Annotated in this window: 13 protein-coding genes and 1 pseudogene; 10 read left to right on the top strand and 4 right to left on the bottom strand. The window is 37.6% G+C overall.

The features are described from left to right. Positions 1-109 precede the first annotated feature (109 nt). Positions 110-1,738 carry a malolactic enzyme gene (locus J3U50_RS06130; protein WP_054608564.1) on the top strand — a complete coding sequence of 543 codons (1,629 nt, stop codon included), beginning with the start codon at positions 110-112 and terminating at the stop codon, positions 1,736-1,738. Positions 1,739-1,798: 60 nt separating this feature from the next. Here the strand turns inward: J3U50_RS06130 and J3U50_RS06125 are convergent, their stop codons facing one another. Then, on the bottom strand, positions 1,799-2,566 hold the full coding sequence (locus J3U50_RS06125; protein WP_301945822.1) for a methylenetetrahydrofolate reductase: 768 nt from the start codon (positions 2,564-2,566) through the stop codon (positions 1,799-1,801). Between the two features lie 279 nt (positions 2,567-2,845). Here J3U50_RS06125 and J3U50_RS06120 point away from each other — a divergent pair, with 279 nt between their 5' ends. Continuing rightward, positions 2,846-3,349, top strand: a complete 504-nt coding sequence (locus J3U50_RS06120; RefSeq protein ID WP_301945821.1) for a hypothetical protein — start codon at positions 2,846-2,848, stop codon at positions 3,347-3,349. A gap of 94 nt (positions 3,350-3,443) precedes the next feature. Further along, on the top strand, positions 3,444-3,815 hold the full coding sequence (locus J3U50_RS06115; protein WP_301945820.1) for a GtrA family protein: 372 nt from the start codon (positions 3,444-3,446) through the stop codon (positions 3,813-3,815). A 44-nt stretch (positions 3,816-3,859) separates the two neighbouring features. Here J3U50_RS06115 and J3U50_RS06110 read toward each other — a convergent pair whose 3' ends face one another. Beyond that, entirely contained in the window at positions 3,860-5,956 is a 2,097-nt protein-coding gene (locus J3U50_RS06110) for an AAA family ATPase (protein WP_301945819.1), read from the bottom strand. A gap of 445 nt (positions 5,957-6,401) precedes the next feature. Here J3U50_RS06110 and J3U50_RS06105 point away from each other — a divergent pair, with 445 nt between their 5' ends. The 4 genes from J3U50_RS06105 to J3U50_RS06090 all read left to right on the top strand — a co-directional run bounded on the left by J3U50_RS06105 (position 6,402) and on the right by J3U50_RS06090 (position 10,464). Beyond that, positions 6,402-7,814: an amino acid ABC transporter substrate-binding protein/permease gene (locus tag J3U50_RS06105; protein ID WP_301945855.1), complete on the top strand. Its 1,413-nt coding sequence runs from the start codon at positions 6,402-6,404 to the stop codon at positions 7,812-7,814. Beyond that, positions 7,811-8,548 carry an amino acid ABC transporter ATP-binding protein gene (locus tag J3U50_RS06100; protein WP_053792184.1) on the top strand — a complete coding sequence of 246 codons (738 nt, stop codon included), beginning with the start codon at positions 7,811-7,813 and terminating at the stop codon, positions 8,546-8,548. Before J3U50_RS06105 ends, J3U50_RS06100 begins: the two co-directional genes overlap by 4 nt. Positions 8,549-8,662: 114 nt before the next feature. Continuing rightward, positions 8,663-9,085: a MarR family winged helix-turn-helix transcriptional regulator gene (locus tag J3U50_RS06095; RefSeq protein WP_263502842.1), complete on the top strand. Its 423-nt coding sequence runs from the start codon at positions 8,663-8,665 to the stop codon at positions 9,083-9,085. Positions 9,086-9,087: 2 nt separating this feature from the next. Beyond that, positions 9,088-10,464, top strand: a complete 1,377-nt coding sequence (locus J3U50_RS06090) for a DHA2 family efflux MFS transporter permease subunit (protein ID WP_301945818.1) — start codon at positions 9,088-9,090, stop codon at positions 10,462-10,464. A gap of 41 nt (positions 10,465-10,505) precedes the next feature. Here J3U50_RS06090 and J3U50_RS06085 read toward each other — a convergent pair whose 3' ends face one another. Further along, on the bottom strand, positions 10,506-10,748 hold the full coding sequence (locus J3U50_RS06085; RefSeq protein WP_054608569.1) for a hypothetical protein: 243 nt from the start codon (positions 10,746-10,748) through the stop codon (positions 10,506-10,508). 160 nt (positions 10,749-10,908) lie between these two features. Between J3U50_RS06085 and J3U50_RS06080 the strand changes: the two genes are divergently transcribed. After that, the gene (locus J3U50_RS06080; protein WP_191978857.1) at positions 10,909-11,919 is read left to right on the top strand and encodes a YeiH family protein; all 1,011 of its coding nucleotides are present in this window, start codon (positions 10,909-10,911) and stop codon (positions 11,917-11,919) included. Between the two features lie 85 nt (positions 11,920-12,004). Here the strand turns inward: J3U50_RS06080 and J3U50_RS06075 are convergent. Then, positions 12,005-13,330, bottom strand: a pseudogene (locus J3U50_RS06075) (aldehyde dehydrogenase family protein); the annotation flags it as partial. A 327-nt stretch (positions 13,331-13,657) separates the two neighbouring features. Between J3U50_RS06075 and J3U50_RS06070 the strand changes: the two are divergent. Then, positions 13,658-14,554 (top strand): ABC transporter ATP-binding protein, encoded by an 897-nt coding sequence (locus tag J3U50_RS06070; protein WP_301945854.1) that lies wholly within the window; start codon positions 13,658-13,660, stop codon positions 14,552-14,554. After that, the gene (locus J3U50_RS06065; protein ID WP_301945817.1) at positions 14,547-15,791 is read left to right on the top strand and encodes an ABC transporter permease; all 1,245 of its coding nucleotides are present in this window, start codon (positions 14,547-14,549) and stop codon (positions 15,789-15,791) included. Before J3U50_RS06070 ends, J3U50_RS06065 begins: the two co-directional genes overlap by 8 nt. The last annotated feature ends 15 nt before the right edge of the window (positions 15,792-15,806 follow it).

Genomic DNA, 15,806 nt, shown 5'->3' with positions numbered 1-15,806 from the left:
AAGGTTTTATTTTTAGATATAAATTATATTTATTATAACACTAAGTTTTGACTATAAAAATACCCATGTATTATTATCTATATATAAATTATGAAAAGAGGTAAGTACTATGTCTTTTGGATATGATATTTTAAACAATCCTTTCAAGAATAAGGGTACTGCATTTACTAAAGAAGAAAGAAAAGAACTTGGTTTAGAAGGAATGCTTCCACCATACGTTCAAACTTTACAAGAACAAGTGGACCAAGCTTACGCTCAATTCCAAAGCAAACCATCAGATTTAGAAAAACGTGTTTTCTTAATGACTCTATTTAATGAAAACCGTGTTCTATTCTACAAGTTATTCTCACAACACGTTGTTGAATTTATGCCAATCGTATACGATCCAACAATCGCTGAAACTATTGAAAACTACAGTGAACTATTCGTTCAACCACAAAACGCTACATTCTTATCAATCGATGATGATCTAGATTCAATTAAGACTTCATTAAAGAATGCTGCTGAAGGCAGAGACATCCGTCTAATCGTAGTTACTGATGCTGAAGGTATCTTAGGTATTGGTGACTGGGCTACTAACGGTGTTGATATCGCTGTTGGTAAACTAATGGTTTACACTGCCGCTGCTGGTATCGATCCTAGCCAAGTTCTACCTGTTGTGCTAGATGCTGGTACTAACAACGAAGAATTACTTAAGGACCCAATGTACTTAGGTAACAGACACGAACGTGTTTACGGTGAAAAATACCACAAGTTCGTTGATACTTTCGTAGAAGACGCTGAAGAAATGTTCCCAGAAATGTACCTACATTTCGAAGACTTCGGTCGTAGCAACGCTGCTGAAATTCTAGACAGATACAAAGACAAGTACACTGTATTCAATGATGATATCCAAGGTACTGGTATCATCGTTCTAGCAGGTATCTTAGGTGCATTAAACATTTCTGGTGAAGAAATGAAGGACCAAACTTACGTATCATTTGGTGCAGGTTCAGCCGGTACTGGTATCGTTTCTCGTGTATACGATGAATTCGTACAACAAGGTATGGACCCAGAAGAAGCTAAGAAGCACTTCTACCTAGTTGATAAGCAAGGTCTATTGTTCGATGACGACGATACTTTGACTCCTCAACAAAAACCATTTGCTAGAAGCCGTAGCGAATTTGATAACGCAGATTCACTAACTACTCTAGAAGCAGTTGTTAAAGAAGTTCACCCAACTATCCTAGTTGGTACTTCAACTCAACCAAACACTTTCACTGAAGAAATCGTTAAGGACATGGCTGCTCACACTGAACGTCCAATCATCTTCCCTATCTCAAACCCAACTAAGTTGGCTGAAGCTAAGGCTGAAGACTTACTAAAATGGACTGACGGTAAAGCTCTTATCGGTACTGGTATCCCAGTTAACGATATTGAATACAACGGTACTACTTACCAAATCGGTCAAGCTAACAACGCCCTTGTATACCCAGGTCTAGGTCTAGGTGCAATTGCTGCTACAGCAACTGTTCTAGATGACGAAATGATTTCCGCAGCTGCCCACTCACTTGGTGGTATTGTCGACACTGACAAACCAGGTGCTGCTGTCTTACCTCCAGTTTCTAAGTTGGATCAATTCTCAACTACTGTAGCTAAGGCCGTTGCCGATAGCGCTGTAAAACGTGGTCTTACACGTGAAGACATCAAGGATGTTGACAAAGCTATCGAAGATACTAAGTGGGAACCTAAGTATTAATCTCTCTTTTAGATGATGTGTGTATAAAAAAAGACGCCGAAGGGCGTCTTTTTTTGTGCGCTAAATTTTATTAATAATCTTTTCAGTGTTTTCCGCATTATTTAATGAATACAAATGAATGTGGCTAGCACCCGATTGTTTGATTTTATTAATCATCCCCGCGGTGTATTGCACACCATCCTCACCGAACTTATCGCCATGCTGATTCATCAAAGCAGTTAGTTCATCTGGAGCAGTCGAATGGGTCATGTTCAGCATCTTTTCTGCTTGTGATATCGAAATTACCGGCATAATCCCAAACCAGATTGGCGTATCGATTTCAATTTGATTTAAATAATCAACGTAATCATTTGCGTCAAAGCTAAACTGTGAAATCAGATTCGTGCATCCCTTTTCAATCTTTTGTCTCAACCATTTCATTTCTTCGTCACTACTATTTAAGTAGCAAGTGCCAGAGATATTCACATGTGGATACTTTTGATTGATAAATTCAATTAGTCGATCAGCATGTGGAAATGTCACCGCCGTATCATTTTGCGATAACTTATCGCCACGCAGTGCCAGCACGCTGTGGATATCGTGTTGTTGCATCAAATCAATCATCTCTTGGACTCGTTTTTCATCCTTGTCGATTCCAGTCAGATGAATGACGACATCAACGGATGAATTGGCATGAATGTAGTCGGCAATTTGAATGCTTTGTAGCAGGTTATCCATGTCGTGATTTCTATCGGTAATCGAGATGAATTCTGGATTTAGTTTTAATAAACCATCCAGGTTAACTTGATCAATGTTGGGTGTAATCTCAAAAGAATATTGTAAGGGCATGCGAATCTCCTTTTAAACATATGCTATCATTATAATATAACACCAATTTACAGGGAGATGATATCAATTAAAAGTGTTAGAAGTATACTTGAAAAAATTTCAATTAAAGTAATAATTATTGTAATCGTAATAGTTATATCAATAATACTTAACTTATTTTATAATCAAAGCACCTTATTCACAATCGTGACAACATTAATGAATATTTTCTTGCTTTATGAATCGTTTTCTATATCAAACAAAGCACTTAAAATCCAAGAAGATGAACGAATAAAACAAATGTCTGACCAAGCATCAAAAATATATGTTCACACTTTGGATGATAACTTACCATTAAAATCAGTTGATAATCATACAATATATCGTCCAATAATGATAGGTAATTCATCATCCGAACCCATTTATCAAGTTTGGGTTATATCAGTAATCAATAGATACTCTTTTGGTAAAACTAAAATCCAATTCGATGATGAAAATCATAACTATTTATTTTTACCTATACTTACTCCTCAAATAGTATATAAAATAATTGGTACCGAAGGATCAAGCATGGGTGGAATAAGACCAGAAGCATTAATTTATTTCAAAGATAGCAAGGGTAATAGATGGGTTAGGGATCCAAAGGGAAACCTAACATTTATTAAAGATAAAATTGACATTCCAAGAGAATTTAACATCCACGAAATTAAAGAAGTGCCCAGTGATCTTTATGAAAGATTTGATTTTAAAAGCATTGATGAGTTAAAGGAAAAATTAGAAGAAATAAAGGACTCGTGGATATAATGGATTTTTTCATTTATATTAATATTCAGCAGCGCCGATTATCAAAAAGTAATTTTGTTATATAAGTTCAAATGATTTCACACGGAGAAAATAAATGATTAATATAATTAAGCAATTTTTCAAATTCGGTATCGTTGGATTTATTAACACTGTACTAACCTATTTAATTTATACGTGCCTATGGCGGATTACATCACCTACCATTGCTATGGCGATCGGATATGGAACCACTACTTTGATTGGTTTAACCATCAATAAAAAGTGGGTATTCAAGACTAGCGGTAAAGTTACTAGAACTGCAATTAAATATTATTCTACCTACGTATTCACATGGTGTTTAACAGTACTATTAACCTACCTATTATCTGTCTACACATCTATTAACGAACAAATTATCCCGGTACTAACATTAATTGTGACCGTTCCAGTTAACTTTGTACTAAGCAAACTATGGGTATTCAAATAAAAAAGAGACCGTTCCTACCAAACGGTCTCTTTTTATTATTCAGATTACTTGTTTTCACTAATTACGACAGTACCATCTTCCATTTCAGCCTTTAAGTGCTTAATGTCTTCATGGTCTAGGTAGAAGTCAGTAATCTTGTCTCTGATTTCTTGTTCAACTACTCGACGTAGTGGACGAGCTCCCATGGCTTCGTCGTATCCTTGTTCGATTAAGTAGTCCTTAACATCATCTGATACAACAACATCCATGTCTTTCTTAGCTAATGTAGCATTTACGTCTGCTAACATTAAGTCGACAATTTCTTTCAAGTCATCCTTTGTTAAGTGGGAGAATTCAACAATTGCGTTGAATCTGTTTAAGAATTCTGGACGGAAGTATGGAGCTAGACGATCCATTAACTTCTTGTCCTTGTCGTCTTCACCAGTAAGTGCTTCGTTACCGAATCCGGCGTTTGAAGTAGCAATTACAACAGTGTTCTTGAAGTTAACCACATTTCCTTGACCGTCTGTTAAACGACCATCGTCTAATACTTGTAATAGAAGTGTTAGCACTTGTGGGTTAGCCTTTTCGATTTCATCTAGTAATACGATTGAGTAAGGGTTTCTACGAACCTTTTCAGTCAAAGTATTGTTGTTGTCGTTGTATCCAACGTATCCAGCTGAAGCACCGATTAACTTGGAAACGGCAGTTGGGTCGGAGTATTCTGACATATCTAGACGGATAATGTTGTTCTTGTTACCAAACATGTCCTTAGCTAATTGCTTAGCAAGTTCAGTCTTACCTACACCAGTAGGACCTACGAATAAGAATGAACCAATTGGACGGTTACCTTCGTCAAAACCGGCACGGTTTCTACGGATGGCACGAGCGACTGCAGCAACAGCTTCGTCTTGGCCAATTACCTTGCCTTTTAGACGGTCGCCCATAGTCTTTAATCTTTCGATGTCAGTGCTGCTCATCTTAGCAACAGGAACACCAGTCAATCTTTCAACTGACTTAGCAACATCGTTGACAGTAGCAGTGACTTTCTTTTCGTCACTCTTGTTGTCGATTTGCTTTTGTAGTTCTTCAATCTTGTTCTTGTGGTTTAATGCTGATTCGTAGTCTTCCTTAGCTGCAGCAGCTTCTTGAGCTTTCTTTTCAGTTTCAATTTCGTCTTCGATTTGCTTTTGATCTAAGACTGGGTGTTGTGCAGCCAAGTGTGCAGCAGTCATGTCTACTAAGTCAATAGCCTTGTCAGGTAAACTTCTTTGTGGAATGTATTGAACTGAGTAATCTACAGCAGCTTTCAATACTTCGTCAGGTAAAATCACATTGTGGTGTTCTTCATATAATGGACGAATACCCTTCAAGATTGCTAAAGTAGTTTCTTCGCTTGGTGCCTTAATTTGCACTTCATTGAAACGACGTGACAAAGCAGCGTCCTTTAGAATTGTGTTTCTGTATTCATCTTGAGTAGTAGCACCGATAACGGTAATTTCACCACGAGATAATGCAGGCTTGATAATATCTGCTAATCCCTTGGATCCACTTTCGTCGCCGGCATTACCGGCACCTAGGATTTGGTGGATTTCGTCGAAGAATAGGATAACGTTACCCTTTTCTTTGACTTCCTTAATTAAGTTTTGAATGTTTTCTTCAAAACTACCACGGTATTGAGTTCCGGCTTCTAGACCAGAGATATCAATACTAATAACTTCCTTATTCTTAATTGATGCAGGTACGTCACCCTTAACAATTGCTTGAGCTAAGCCTTCAACAACGGCAGTCTTACCGACACCGGCGTCACCAACTAATACAGGGTTGTTCTTGATTCTTCTGGATAATACTTCAGCAGTTTCTTGGATTTCCTTGTCTCTTCCAATTACTGGGTCTAACTTATTATCTCTAGCTTCTTGAGTTAAGTTTCGACCTAACTTTTCAAGAATTCCTCCTTTATTAGATGCAGCTTTTTGTTGGGTATTAGGTTGGCCACCTTGTAGTTGGCCACTTCTTCTTAATTCTTCTAATTGTTCTGGGGTAACTTCTTGACCATTAATCATGTATCGACGTTGGGTATTTGAGTTACCTGTATCGCCTAAAAATTGGTTAAAAATTTTGTCAAAATCATCGTTAAATGGATCAAATGGACTTCTTGCCATAGTACATCCCTCACATTTCATATAATATTTTATTTTCAAATACATTAGCCAAACACGGCATGTATTAGATAAGGCTTTTAGTTGTTCTCTTATTTCCTTATCCAAAGAATATAATACCACCTAAATTACATAATTCAATACTAAATTTGACCTTTTTTGACCTTTTTCTTACATAAGAGCTGAAAACCCTTGATACATATGGGTTTGATCAAAGGTAAAGTTTTTATAAAGTTTTGACTTTCAACTTATACATCCATTAATATGTTATGTTTTATGACATCAAAACTTAACTTTTTTAAAAAAATCGTGTTTTCAGATATACAACGCCCGTCCGTTCTGATATGATAAAAACATACAATGTTATGAAATATAACGTGGAAAAGAAATACTACTTTGAAAAGGGGTTTTACTAATGAAGCGACATTCATCAGTAATTCGATGGTTAATGGCATTAACTGTTGGATTCGTCGTTGCATTTGGTTTATTCTCAGCACCTACTAAGACACATGCTGCAGAAAAGACTTACCAAATTGGTATGGATGTTACATTCCCACCATTTGAATTTGCAAACGACAACAATAAATATGTTGGTATCGATATTGATTTATTCAACGCAATTGCAAAAGACCAACATTTCAAAATTAACTGGAAAGCTTCCAGCTTTAGTGGATTAATCCAATCCGTTCAAGCAGGACAACTAAATGGTATGGTTGCGGGTATGTCCGTAACCCCTGAACGTAAAGGTTCATTTGATTTCTCAGATCCTTACTACAACTCAGGTGTTGTTATGGCCGTATCTCAAAATACCGACAACATTAAGGGTCTAAAGGACCTACGTGGTAAGACAGTCGCAGTTAAGACTGGTACTACTGGTGCTCAATACGCACAATCAATTCAAAAGAAATATGGATTCAAGATTAGTACTTTTGATGATTCAAGTAACGTCTACGAAGATGTGTTAACTGGTAACTCAGCTGCATGTTTCGATGACGAACCCGTATTAAAATACGGTATCAACCAAGGTACTAAACTAAAAATCGTTACTAAACCAGCTGCTGGTACTCCAGTTGCATTCGGTGTTAAAAAAGGTACTAACCAAGAACTACTAAAGAAGTTCAACGTAGGTCTAGCTCACCTAAAGAAAAACGGTGAATACAAAAAGATCATCGATAGATACTTAAACGCTAAGAAGAACACTTCAGATACTCATTCATTCTTTGGTATCTTAAAGCAAAACAAGACTTTCCTATGGCAAGGTTTCTTACAAACCCTATGGTTAACAATTGTTTCAATCTTCTTCGCAACCATCTTTGGTGTAATCTTCGGATTATTTGGTGTTCTACCAATCAAGTTCTTCCGTTGGTTATCATCAACAGTTATCTACTTATTTAGAGGTATGCCTCTATTGGTTCTAGCATTATTCATCTACACTGGTATTCCTACATTAACTGGTACTAGAATTCCTGCTTTCGTAGCCGGGGTTATCACGTTGATGTTAGATGAAGGTGCATACATTGCTGCCTTTGTTAAGGGTGGTATTGAATCAGTTGATAAAGGTCAAATGGAAGCCGCTCGATCACTTGGTTTACCATTCGGTAAGTCAATGAGAAAGGTTATCCTACCTCAAGGTGTTAAGTTAATGGTTCCATCATTCATTAACCAATTCATCATTACCTTGAAGGATACTTCAATCCTATCAATTATCGGTATTCTAGAACTTACTCAAACTGGTAAGATTATCATCGCTAGAAACCTTGAAGGATTCAAAGTTTGGGCAATGGTTGCAATTATCTACCTAATTGTAATTACCCTATTAACTTGGCTATCAAACTGGGTAAAAAGGAGAGCTAAGATATGAGCAAAATTAAAGTAACTGATTTACACAAGCAATACGCAGACAACCATGTCTTACGTGGTGTAGATCTAGAAGTTAAAGATAACGAAGTAGTTGTTATTATCGGCCCTTCTGGTTCTGGTAAGTCAACTCTATTAAGAACTTTAAACAAGTTAGAAGAACCAACTTCAGGTTCAGTTGTTGTTCACGGTACTGACATCGCCAAAAAAGGCGTTGATATCGATAAGGTTCGTGAACAAATCGGTATGGTGTTTCAACACTTTAACCTATTTAACAACCTATCAGTTGGTAAAAACATCATGTTAGCCCCTGTTGAATTAGGTAAGCTATCAAAAGAAGATGCTGTAAAACAAGCTAAGAAGTTACTACAAGTTGTTGGTTTGGAAAACAAATTCGACGCTTCAGTAAGTTCACTATCTGGTGGTCAAAAACAACGTGTTGCTATCGCCCGTGCTTTAGCAATGAACCCAGACATCATGCTATTCGATGAACCTACTTCTGCTCTTGACCCTGAAATGGTCGGTGACGTTTTAAACGTTATGAAGAAGCTAGCTAAAGAAAAAGGTATGACAATGGTTGTTGTTACCCACGAAATGGGCTTCGCTAAAGAAGTTGCTGACCGTGTGGTATTCGTTGATGACGGTATCATCCAAGAAGAAGGTACTCCAGATGAAATCTTCAACCACCCTAAGAACGATCGTCTAAAATCATTCCTATCAAAGATTTTGGAAGTCTAGTATTAAAGAACCTCGCCTATGCGGGGTTCTTTTTTTGTGAATTTTTTGCTTGCATTTTTATTTTATCCCTTTTATAATTGTTAGCATGCTAACAAAATCTAGGAAGTGATATTCATGACAGAAAATATTGGGAGACAACTAAAGATTGCATCAACCCAACTTACCAAGCAATTTGATAAGTTTGCGATTCAATACGATTTAACAAGTATGCAGATGTCTGTAATCGACTTCTTGACCCTGTTTTACGATCAAGAAATGTTTCAAAAAGACATCGAACACGAATTCAACATCCGTCGTTCCACCGCTTCAACGCTATTGAAACGTATGGAAGATAAGGGATTAGTCCGCCGTGTTGAATCGAACAAGGACGCTCGTCAAAAACAGGTTATCCTAACCGATTTAGCTGTTCAATACGAAGACGACATTCAAAAGTTCATGGTTGAAACGCAACAACAAATCCATAGTTTCTTGTCTGATGAAGAATACGCTGCCCTAGAGAGTAGCTTAGATAAAATCATTAAACACATGGGGGATTAATAATGGATAGCAAAATTTCATTAAAGACATTACTATCAGTCATCGCAGCTGGAATCATGTCCTTTAGTGGTGTTGTCATTGAAACTTCAATGAACATCACATTTCCGACTTTGATGCACGACTTTAACGTCGGTACCAGTACTGTTCAATGGATGACTACAATCTATTTACTAATCGTTTCAATCGTTGTACCACTTTCTGCAATATTGAACCGTAACTTTAAAACCAAGCAATTATTTATCGTTGCCAATTTACTATTTATTCTAGGGGTTGTGTGCGACCTATGCGCCCCAACATTTTCAGTATTATTACTAGGTCGTGTGATCCAAGGTTTTGGAACCGGGATTGCCCTACCATTGATGTTTAACATCATCTTAGATCAAGTGCCTGCCGAAAAAATCGGTGTGATGATGGGGGTTGGTAACTTGATTACCGCCATCGCCCCTGCCGTTGGTCCTACTTTCGGTGGAATCGTCGTGTCTTCAATCGGTTGGCGTTACATCTTCGCCATCCTATTACCAATCCTAGTGATTTCTTTAATCTTGGGTGTCTTAAACATCGAACAAAAACGTAAAATTGAAAAGACTAGCCTGGACTTTGTCGGACTAATCCTAATCGTGATTACCTTCACCGGTCTAGTATATGGATTCTCAAACATGGGTGCCGGAAACATCCTAAGTGCCGTTGTCATTCTTCCAATCATCATTGGTGTGATTTCTTTAATTACCCTTTACATGCACTGCATTAGAAGTAAGAACGCCATCTTGGACCTATCCGTATTACAAAATCACAAGTTTGCTGGTCACATTGTTGGATTCTTTATCCTACAATTCATTACACTAGGTTTATCATTCATCTTGCCTAACTACGTGCAAATCGTAAACCACTCATCAGCGTTCATCGCCGGTCTATTGGTATTACCTGGTGCCGCAATTGGTGCAGTCTTCGCCCCACTATCCGGTAGTTTGTACGACCGTTTCGGTGCTTACAAGCCACTAGCACTAGGAATGTTATTCGGACTAATTGGTTTGGTATTATTCACCATCTTCGGTACTCACTTGAGTAACGCCATGATTTTATGTTTCTACGTAATCTACATGCTATGCATGGGATTATCATTTGGTAACATCATGACAAGTGGATTAAGCCAACTAAATTGTGAACAAAGAACCGACGGAAACGCCGTCTTCAACACCATCCAACAAATCTCAGGTGCCATCGCTACTTCCATCGTTTCAGCTATCATTACCATCAGTCAATTGAGTAGCAATAATGAAGCAAACGGAACTGCGGTTGGATCACTTCACGCGTTGATTTTACTACTTGTATTAATCGTGATTGCTAGTCTAATTTTAAACGCCGTTGTAAAACGAAAATAACAATAAAAAAAGCCTAACGTTTAACTCGTTAGGCTTTTGTTTTACTTCATTTTTCTGACGCTAATAAAAATTTTAGTTGCAGGATAAAAACTAACATTGAATTCATCCTTGATAGCTTTAACAACCTCGCTATCTTCATCATGTTCTTCAATCATGGCACGTACTTTAACGACGTTGTCATAATTGTTCAATGTGTCTCTAATGACACGGTTGTTTCTAATGTTTCTAACCACATTATAAATTTCAAGGATAAGTAAAATAAGAATCGAAATTATGGTCCACATATATAAGTTATCACTCCTATTACTTATAATTATACGTGATATGGCGATATTATCAAAATCATATTAACTAAAGCTTAACAATTCAACGGTTTAGAAGGGTTGTCACACGTGATATAATTTAAATATTATAAATAAAGGAGAAATTCATATGATTGATACGATTAAAAAACGTACCATTGGATTTCTAGCTGCAGCTATTATTGCAATTATTAGTCAATTTCTTACAGCTATTATTCCAAACATCGGTGGAGCCACCATCGCAATCCTAATCGGAATCGTGTTGGGTAACACCGTTTTAAAACAACCAGTTCTAAGTGCTGGTACCAAGTTTGCTGAAAAACGATTACTGGAATACTCAGTAATGCTACTTGGCCTTACCATCACTTTCCAAACCATTCTTCAATTACACTGGTCCGGATTACTATTCATCATCATCCAAATGACCATCACCATTATCGCTGCCATCATGATTGGTAAGTGGCTTCACTTCGGTGAAGGAATTTACCTTTGCATGGCCGGTGGTAACGCGGTTTGTGGATCATCAGCGATTGCTTCCATCAAACCAGTCATTAATGCTTCCGACGAGGATGCTGGTATGAGTATCACATTGGTAAACCTAATGGGAACCGTAATGATGCTAGCTCTTCCAGTCATCGGTACCATGGTATTTGGTCACGTTGACATGCTACGTGGTGCCTTGATTGGTGGTACCGTTCAATCAGTTGGACAAGTTATCGCCAGTGCAACAATGGTTAACCAAACTACCGTCCAATTCGCAACTCTATTCAAGATTATGCGAATCATCATGCTAGTGGTTGTGGTTACTGTGTTTGCACGCATTCATGCTAAAAACGAAGCACTAGCTAACGCCGAAAAAGAAGTTGAAGCAGAAGTAAAGAAAGGTAAGATTGATTTTCTACCATGGTACGTTCTATGGTTCTTAATCTTCTGTATCCTAAATAGTTTCTTCCACCTTCCAGCTTTCATCGGTAACACTGCTCACCTATTGAGCTCATGGTGTGAAATCATCGCACTAGCCGCTATTGGTTTACGTCTAAACTTAAAGGCGTTCCTAAAGGCCGGAAAGCGTTTTGCAATCTACAGTGTTTCAGTTGGTCTAATTCAAACCATTGTGGCACTAATCTTAATCAAACTATTAATTCACGCATAATAAAAAGACTAGGCAAATGCCTAGTCTTTTTTAATTACATATACTTTTTAATAAGTTCTTCAAAGTTACTATTCTTACGTGGGTAAGCAATTTTCTTAAGGTTGAGTAAATCAAAGTCAGTAACGTTATGCGAAATGGAGTTAAAGCCCCATGAACCAGTTCCTAGAGTTAGTGAAGGTTCCAATCCGTTAACGATGCTACCAACACCACCTAGACAGCAAGGAGTATTGACTAGGATACGGCAGGCCTTCATCTTGATACCGAATTGGGTAATCACGTCAGAATCAGTTGATCTAATTCCGGCAGTGTGCCCTAATCCACCATAGTTTAGGATGGATTCTAGAGTTTCGTATGCATGGTCTGAATCAGCTACCTTGTATACTGATACAACTGGTGAAAGCTTTTCACCTGAAAGTAAGTGGTCAAGACCAACTTCAGTTAGTTCTGCGGCCAATACCTTGGTACCTTCTGGCACTTCAATTCCGGCCATGTCAGCAATTTGCTTAGCTGAACGACCAGCGATTGGTCCGTTAACACCACCAGTTTCAGGGTTAAACATAGTTTGTGCTAACTTATCTTGATCTGATTCAGCGATGAAGTATACACCAGCGTCACTTAGGCGTTTCTTCATGTCATCATAGATGGCTGAATCGATTACCAGACTGTTTTCAGTGGCACAAATCATACCATTATCAAAGGTCTTTGATAATACGATGTCTTTAACTGCTGCATCTAAATCTGCGGACTTTTCAACATATAATGGTGCGTTACCAGGACCCACACCTAATGCGGGTTTACCACTTGAGTAAGCGGCCTTGACCATGGCAGGTCCACCAGTCGCTAAAATCGTTGCAACACCAGGGTGATGAATCAAAGCATTGGTAGCATCAATGCTTGGTTCACTAATCCATTGAATTGAACTCATTGGTGCCCCTGCTTTAACGGCTGCATCTAATACAATTTCAGCTGCTTTTATTGAGGACTTCAAAGCTTGTGGATGGAAACTAAATACGATTGGGTTTCTAGTCTTCATCGCAATGATTGCCTTAAATAAAGTAGTTGAAGTTGGGTTGGTAACTGGAGTAACACCAGCTAATACCCCTAATGGTTCTGCAATTGTAACTGTTTTAGCTTCATCGTCTTCATCGATAATTCCAACAGTCTTATGATTCTTAATGAAGTTACCAATTTGACCACTGGCAAAAATGTTCTTCATTGTCTTGTCGTGAGTATTTCCACGACCAGTTTCTTCATGAGCCAATTTTGCCAATTCCGCACTGTTATCTAAACCAGCTTGGACCATTGCATCTACAATTGAGTCTACCTGTGATTGATCTAAACCTTCTAATTCAGTTAATGCAGTATGTGCATTACTTACTAAATTGTTAATCATTTCATCAACTTGAACCATCAAAAACGCCCTCCTTTAATTTAGATACTACTAACGTTTTCAATTTGATTGTATCAGTGTCAATAAAGGGTTTCAACCCATTGATCACCAGAAAATAATTAATTTTCACTATGTTTTTTTGAAGAAAATATCCATTTTTAATTAAAAAATAGGTCAACTTTGTTCACCTAATCACAAGTCAAAAGTGCTATATTTAGGCCTTTTGATTTCCGCAAATTCAGTAATGATAAACATACTTGATGTCTAGTTTTCACCGGCGAAAATTAAATTTTAATTTGAATATCATTATGATATTATTAGGCTTATCAAAACAGAGGAGATGAGCTTATCTTAAAGATTGAAAATATTTCCAAATCATTTTCAAAAGTCCAAGCTTTAAACAATGTTTCATTCGAAGCTAAAGACGGCCAAATTCTTGGCCTAATCGGACAAAACGGTGCTGGTAAATCAACAACCTTTCACAGCATTCTTCGTTTTATCGAATTTGATGGAAAAATTACATTAAACAATCACGAAATCACCGTTAAAGACTTCAACGAAGTGGGATATCTTCCAGAAGAACGTAGTCTATTCGAAGACCTAACAATTGAAAGTCAAATTACATACTTTGCGGAACTAAAGGGCCGCGACAAAAAATGGGTCAAGGAACGCATTGACTCATGGTTAAAACGCTTCGAAGTTAAGGGAGAAGCAAAGGACAAAATTAAATCATTATCTAAGGGTAACCAACAAAAGGTCCAACTAATCTGTACCCTAATTCATGAACCAAAGTTGGTAATTCTAGATGAACCATTTAGTGGTTTGGACCCTGTTAACGCCGATCTTTTAAAGAAAGAAATCATCAGGACTAAGGAAAATGGTGCTGCCATCATCTTCTCAAGTCATGACATGAACAACGTTGAAGAACTTTGTGATCACGTCGTCATGCTTAGAAACGGTAACGTTGTTTTAAACGGTAGCGTTGATGAAATCAGAAACCAATTCGGCAAGAAGTATGTCTTCGTGACAACCGACATGTCCGTAAACGAACTAGCTGCACTTGATGGTGTCAGCGAAGTGGTTGCACGTGGTCATAACCGTTACAAGATTACCCTTACTGATGAAGAATACGGCAAGGCCCTCTTCAACGCCGTGAGTCGTGGCGAATACATTGAAGAATTCAGCCAACAACCACCTACATTAGATGAAATCTTTAGAGAAAAGGCGGTGGCAAAACATGCATAAGTTCAATATTGTCTTCATGAGAAACTACCTACTCCACTTAAAATCAAAGAGTTTCATCGCTTTGCTAGTCACACCAATCGTTTCAGTCTTAATTAGTGCTGGAATTGGTGGACTAGTTGCCAGTTCAACCAACAACTTTGACGACTACCAAGTCGCCGTTGTCGGGGATTCAAGCGTTAAAAGCGAACTAGTATCCAAGGATAAAGATTCCATTGATACCAGCATCAAGTCCGAAAGTACTGCCAAAAAGGAACTTAAGAAGGACAACATTGATGGTTACATCAAGGTTTCCAAGGAAAACAACCAATACAAAATTAACTTTTTTGGAAGTAGCTCCTTAGATAGCGACGTTAAGACTGATTTATTAGCAATTGTGAACCAAAAACAAGCTGCCATTAACGTTAAAACCAGTAATGTGACTAGCGAACAATACAAGCAATTGTCTGTAAAACCAGCGTTTAAGTCATCAATCACTGATAAGGAAAAGAAACAAAAATCTGATCAAACATCCAATGCTAATACAGCATCAATCTATGTATTAATCTTTATTTCCTACTTCTTTACCTTAATTTATGCTTCCATCATGTCCACCACTATCGCCAAGGAAAAAGGCACCAAGATTTCAGAAGTTATCTTCAGTAGTGTCTCACCTAGCACATACTTTAGTGGTAAGGTTGGTGCCGTGATTGCCTTGATGGCAACACAAATGGTAATTTACAGTGGAGCCGGCGTGATTGCATACTTCGTATTGAATATGTATCCATTCTTTAATTCACTATTTACATCCCAACACATATTGATTAGTACGTTTATCGGTAATATCTTTAGTATTAACCTACTATTCATCTTAGTTGGCTTCGTAATCTCAATCGTGCTTGCAGCGATTTGTGGTTCTCTTTCAGCCAACGTTGAAGGAGCCGCCAAGTCATCTCAACCACTTGTATTCTTGATTTTATTTATCTTCGTGCTTTCATTCAATTTTGTTAATGATGGTTTTTCTGATTCAATCTTTTCACAAGTTGGATCATACATTCCACTATTCTCATCATTCTTGATGCCAATTAGATTGATTAATCATGCTGCAAACTTATTTGAAGGAATCATTTCACTATTGATTGCGATTGCCTTCATCGCCTTTGTAACTTACAAGTTCTCAAATGTTTACAAACTATTCATGCTAAACAGTGAAGAAGGTAGCTTCTTCAAGCGCATTAAATCAGCTTTAAACAATAAATAAGCAAATAAAAATAAC

Source organism: Lactobacillus sp. B3795 (assembly GCF_026535805.1).
Lineage (GTDB): Bacteria > Bacillota > Bacilli > Lactobacillales > Lactobacillaceae > Apilactobacillus > Apilactobacillus kunkeei_C.
The sequence above is the reverse complement of the archived record's forward strand: the minus strand, read 5'-3'. Positions and strand labels throughout refer to the sequence as shown.

What these genes read in the sequence shown, in the direction of transcription:
- J3U50_RS06130 (WP_054608564.1), top strand. Translation starts at nt 110, where the DNA reads ATGTCTTTTGGATATGATATTTTAAACAATCCTTTCAAGAATAAGGGT.
- J3U50_RS06125 (WP_301945822.1), bottom strand. Translation starts at nt 2,566, where the DNA reads ATGCCCTTACAATATTCTTTTGAGATTACACCCAACATTGATCAAGTT.
- J3U50_RS06120 (WP_301945821.1), top strand. Translation starts at nt 2,846, where the DNA reads ATGTCTGACCAAGCATCAAAAATATATGTTCACACTTTGGATGATAAC.
- J3U50_RS06115 (WP_301945820.1), top strand. Translation starts at nt 3,444, where the DNA reads ATGATTAATATAATTAAGCAATTTTTCAAATTCGGTATCGTTGGATTT.
- J3U50_RS06110 (WP_301945819.1), bottom strand. Translation starts at nt 5,956, where the DNA reads ATGGCAAGAAGTCCATTTGATCCATTTAACGATGATTTTGACAAAATT.
- J3U50_RS06105 (WP_301945855.1), top strand. Translation starts at nt 6,402, where the DNA reads ATGGCATTAACTGTTGGATTCGTCGTTGCATTTGGTTTATTCTCAGCA.
- J3U50_RS06100 (WP_053792184.1), top strand. Translation starts at nt 7,811, where the DNA reads ATGAGCAAAATTAAAGTAACTGATTTACACAAGCAATACGCAGACAAC.
- J3U50_RS06095 (WP_263502842.1), top strand. Translation starts at nt 8,663, where the DNA reads ATGACAGAAAATATTGGGAGACAACTAAAGATTGCATCAACCCAACTT.
- J3U50_RS06090 (WP_301945818.1), top strand. Translation starts at nt 9,088, where the DNA reads ATGGATAGCAAAATTTCATTAAAGACATTACTATCAGTCATCGCAGCT.
- J3U50_RS06085 (WP_054608569.1), bottom strand. Translation starts at nt 10,748, where the DNA reads ATGTGGACCATAATTTCGATTCTTATTTTACTTATCCTTGAAATTTAT.
- J3U50_RS06065 (WP_301945817.1), top strand. Translation starts at nt 14,547, where the DNA reads ATGCATAAGTTCAATATTGTCTTCATGAGAAACTACCTACTCCACTTA.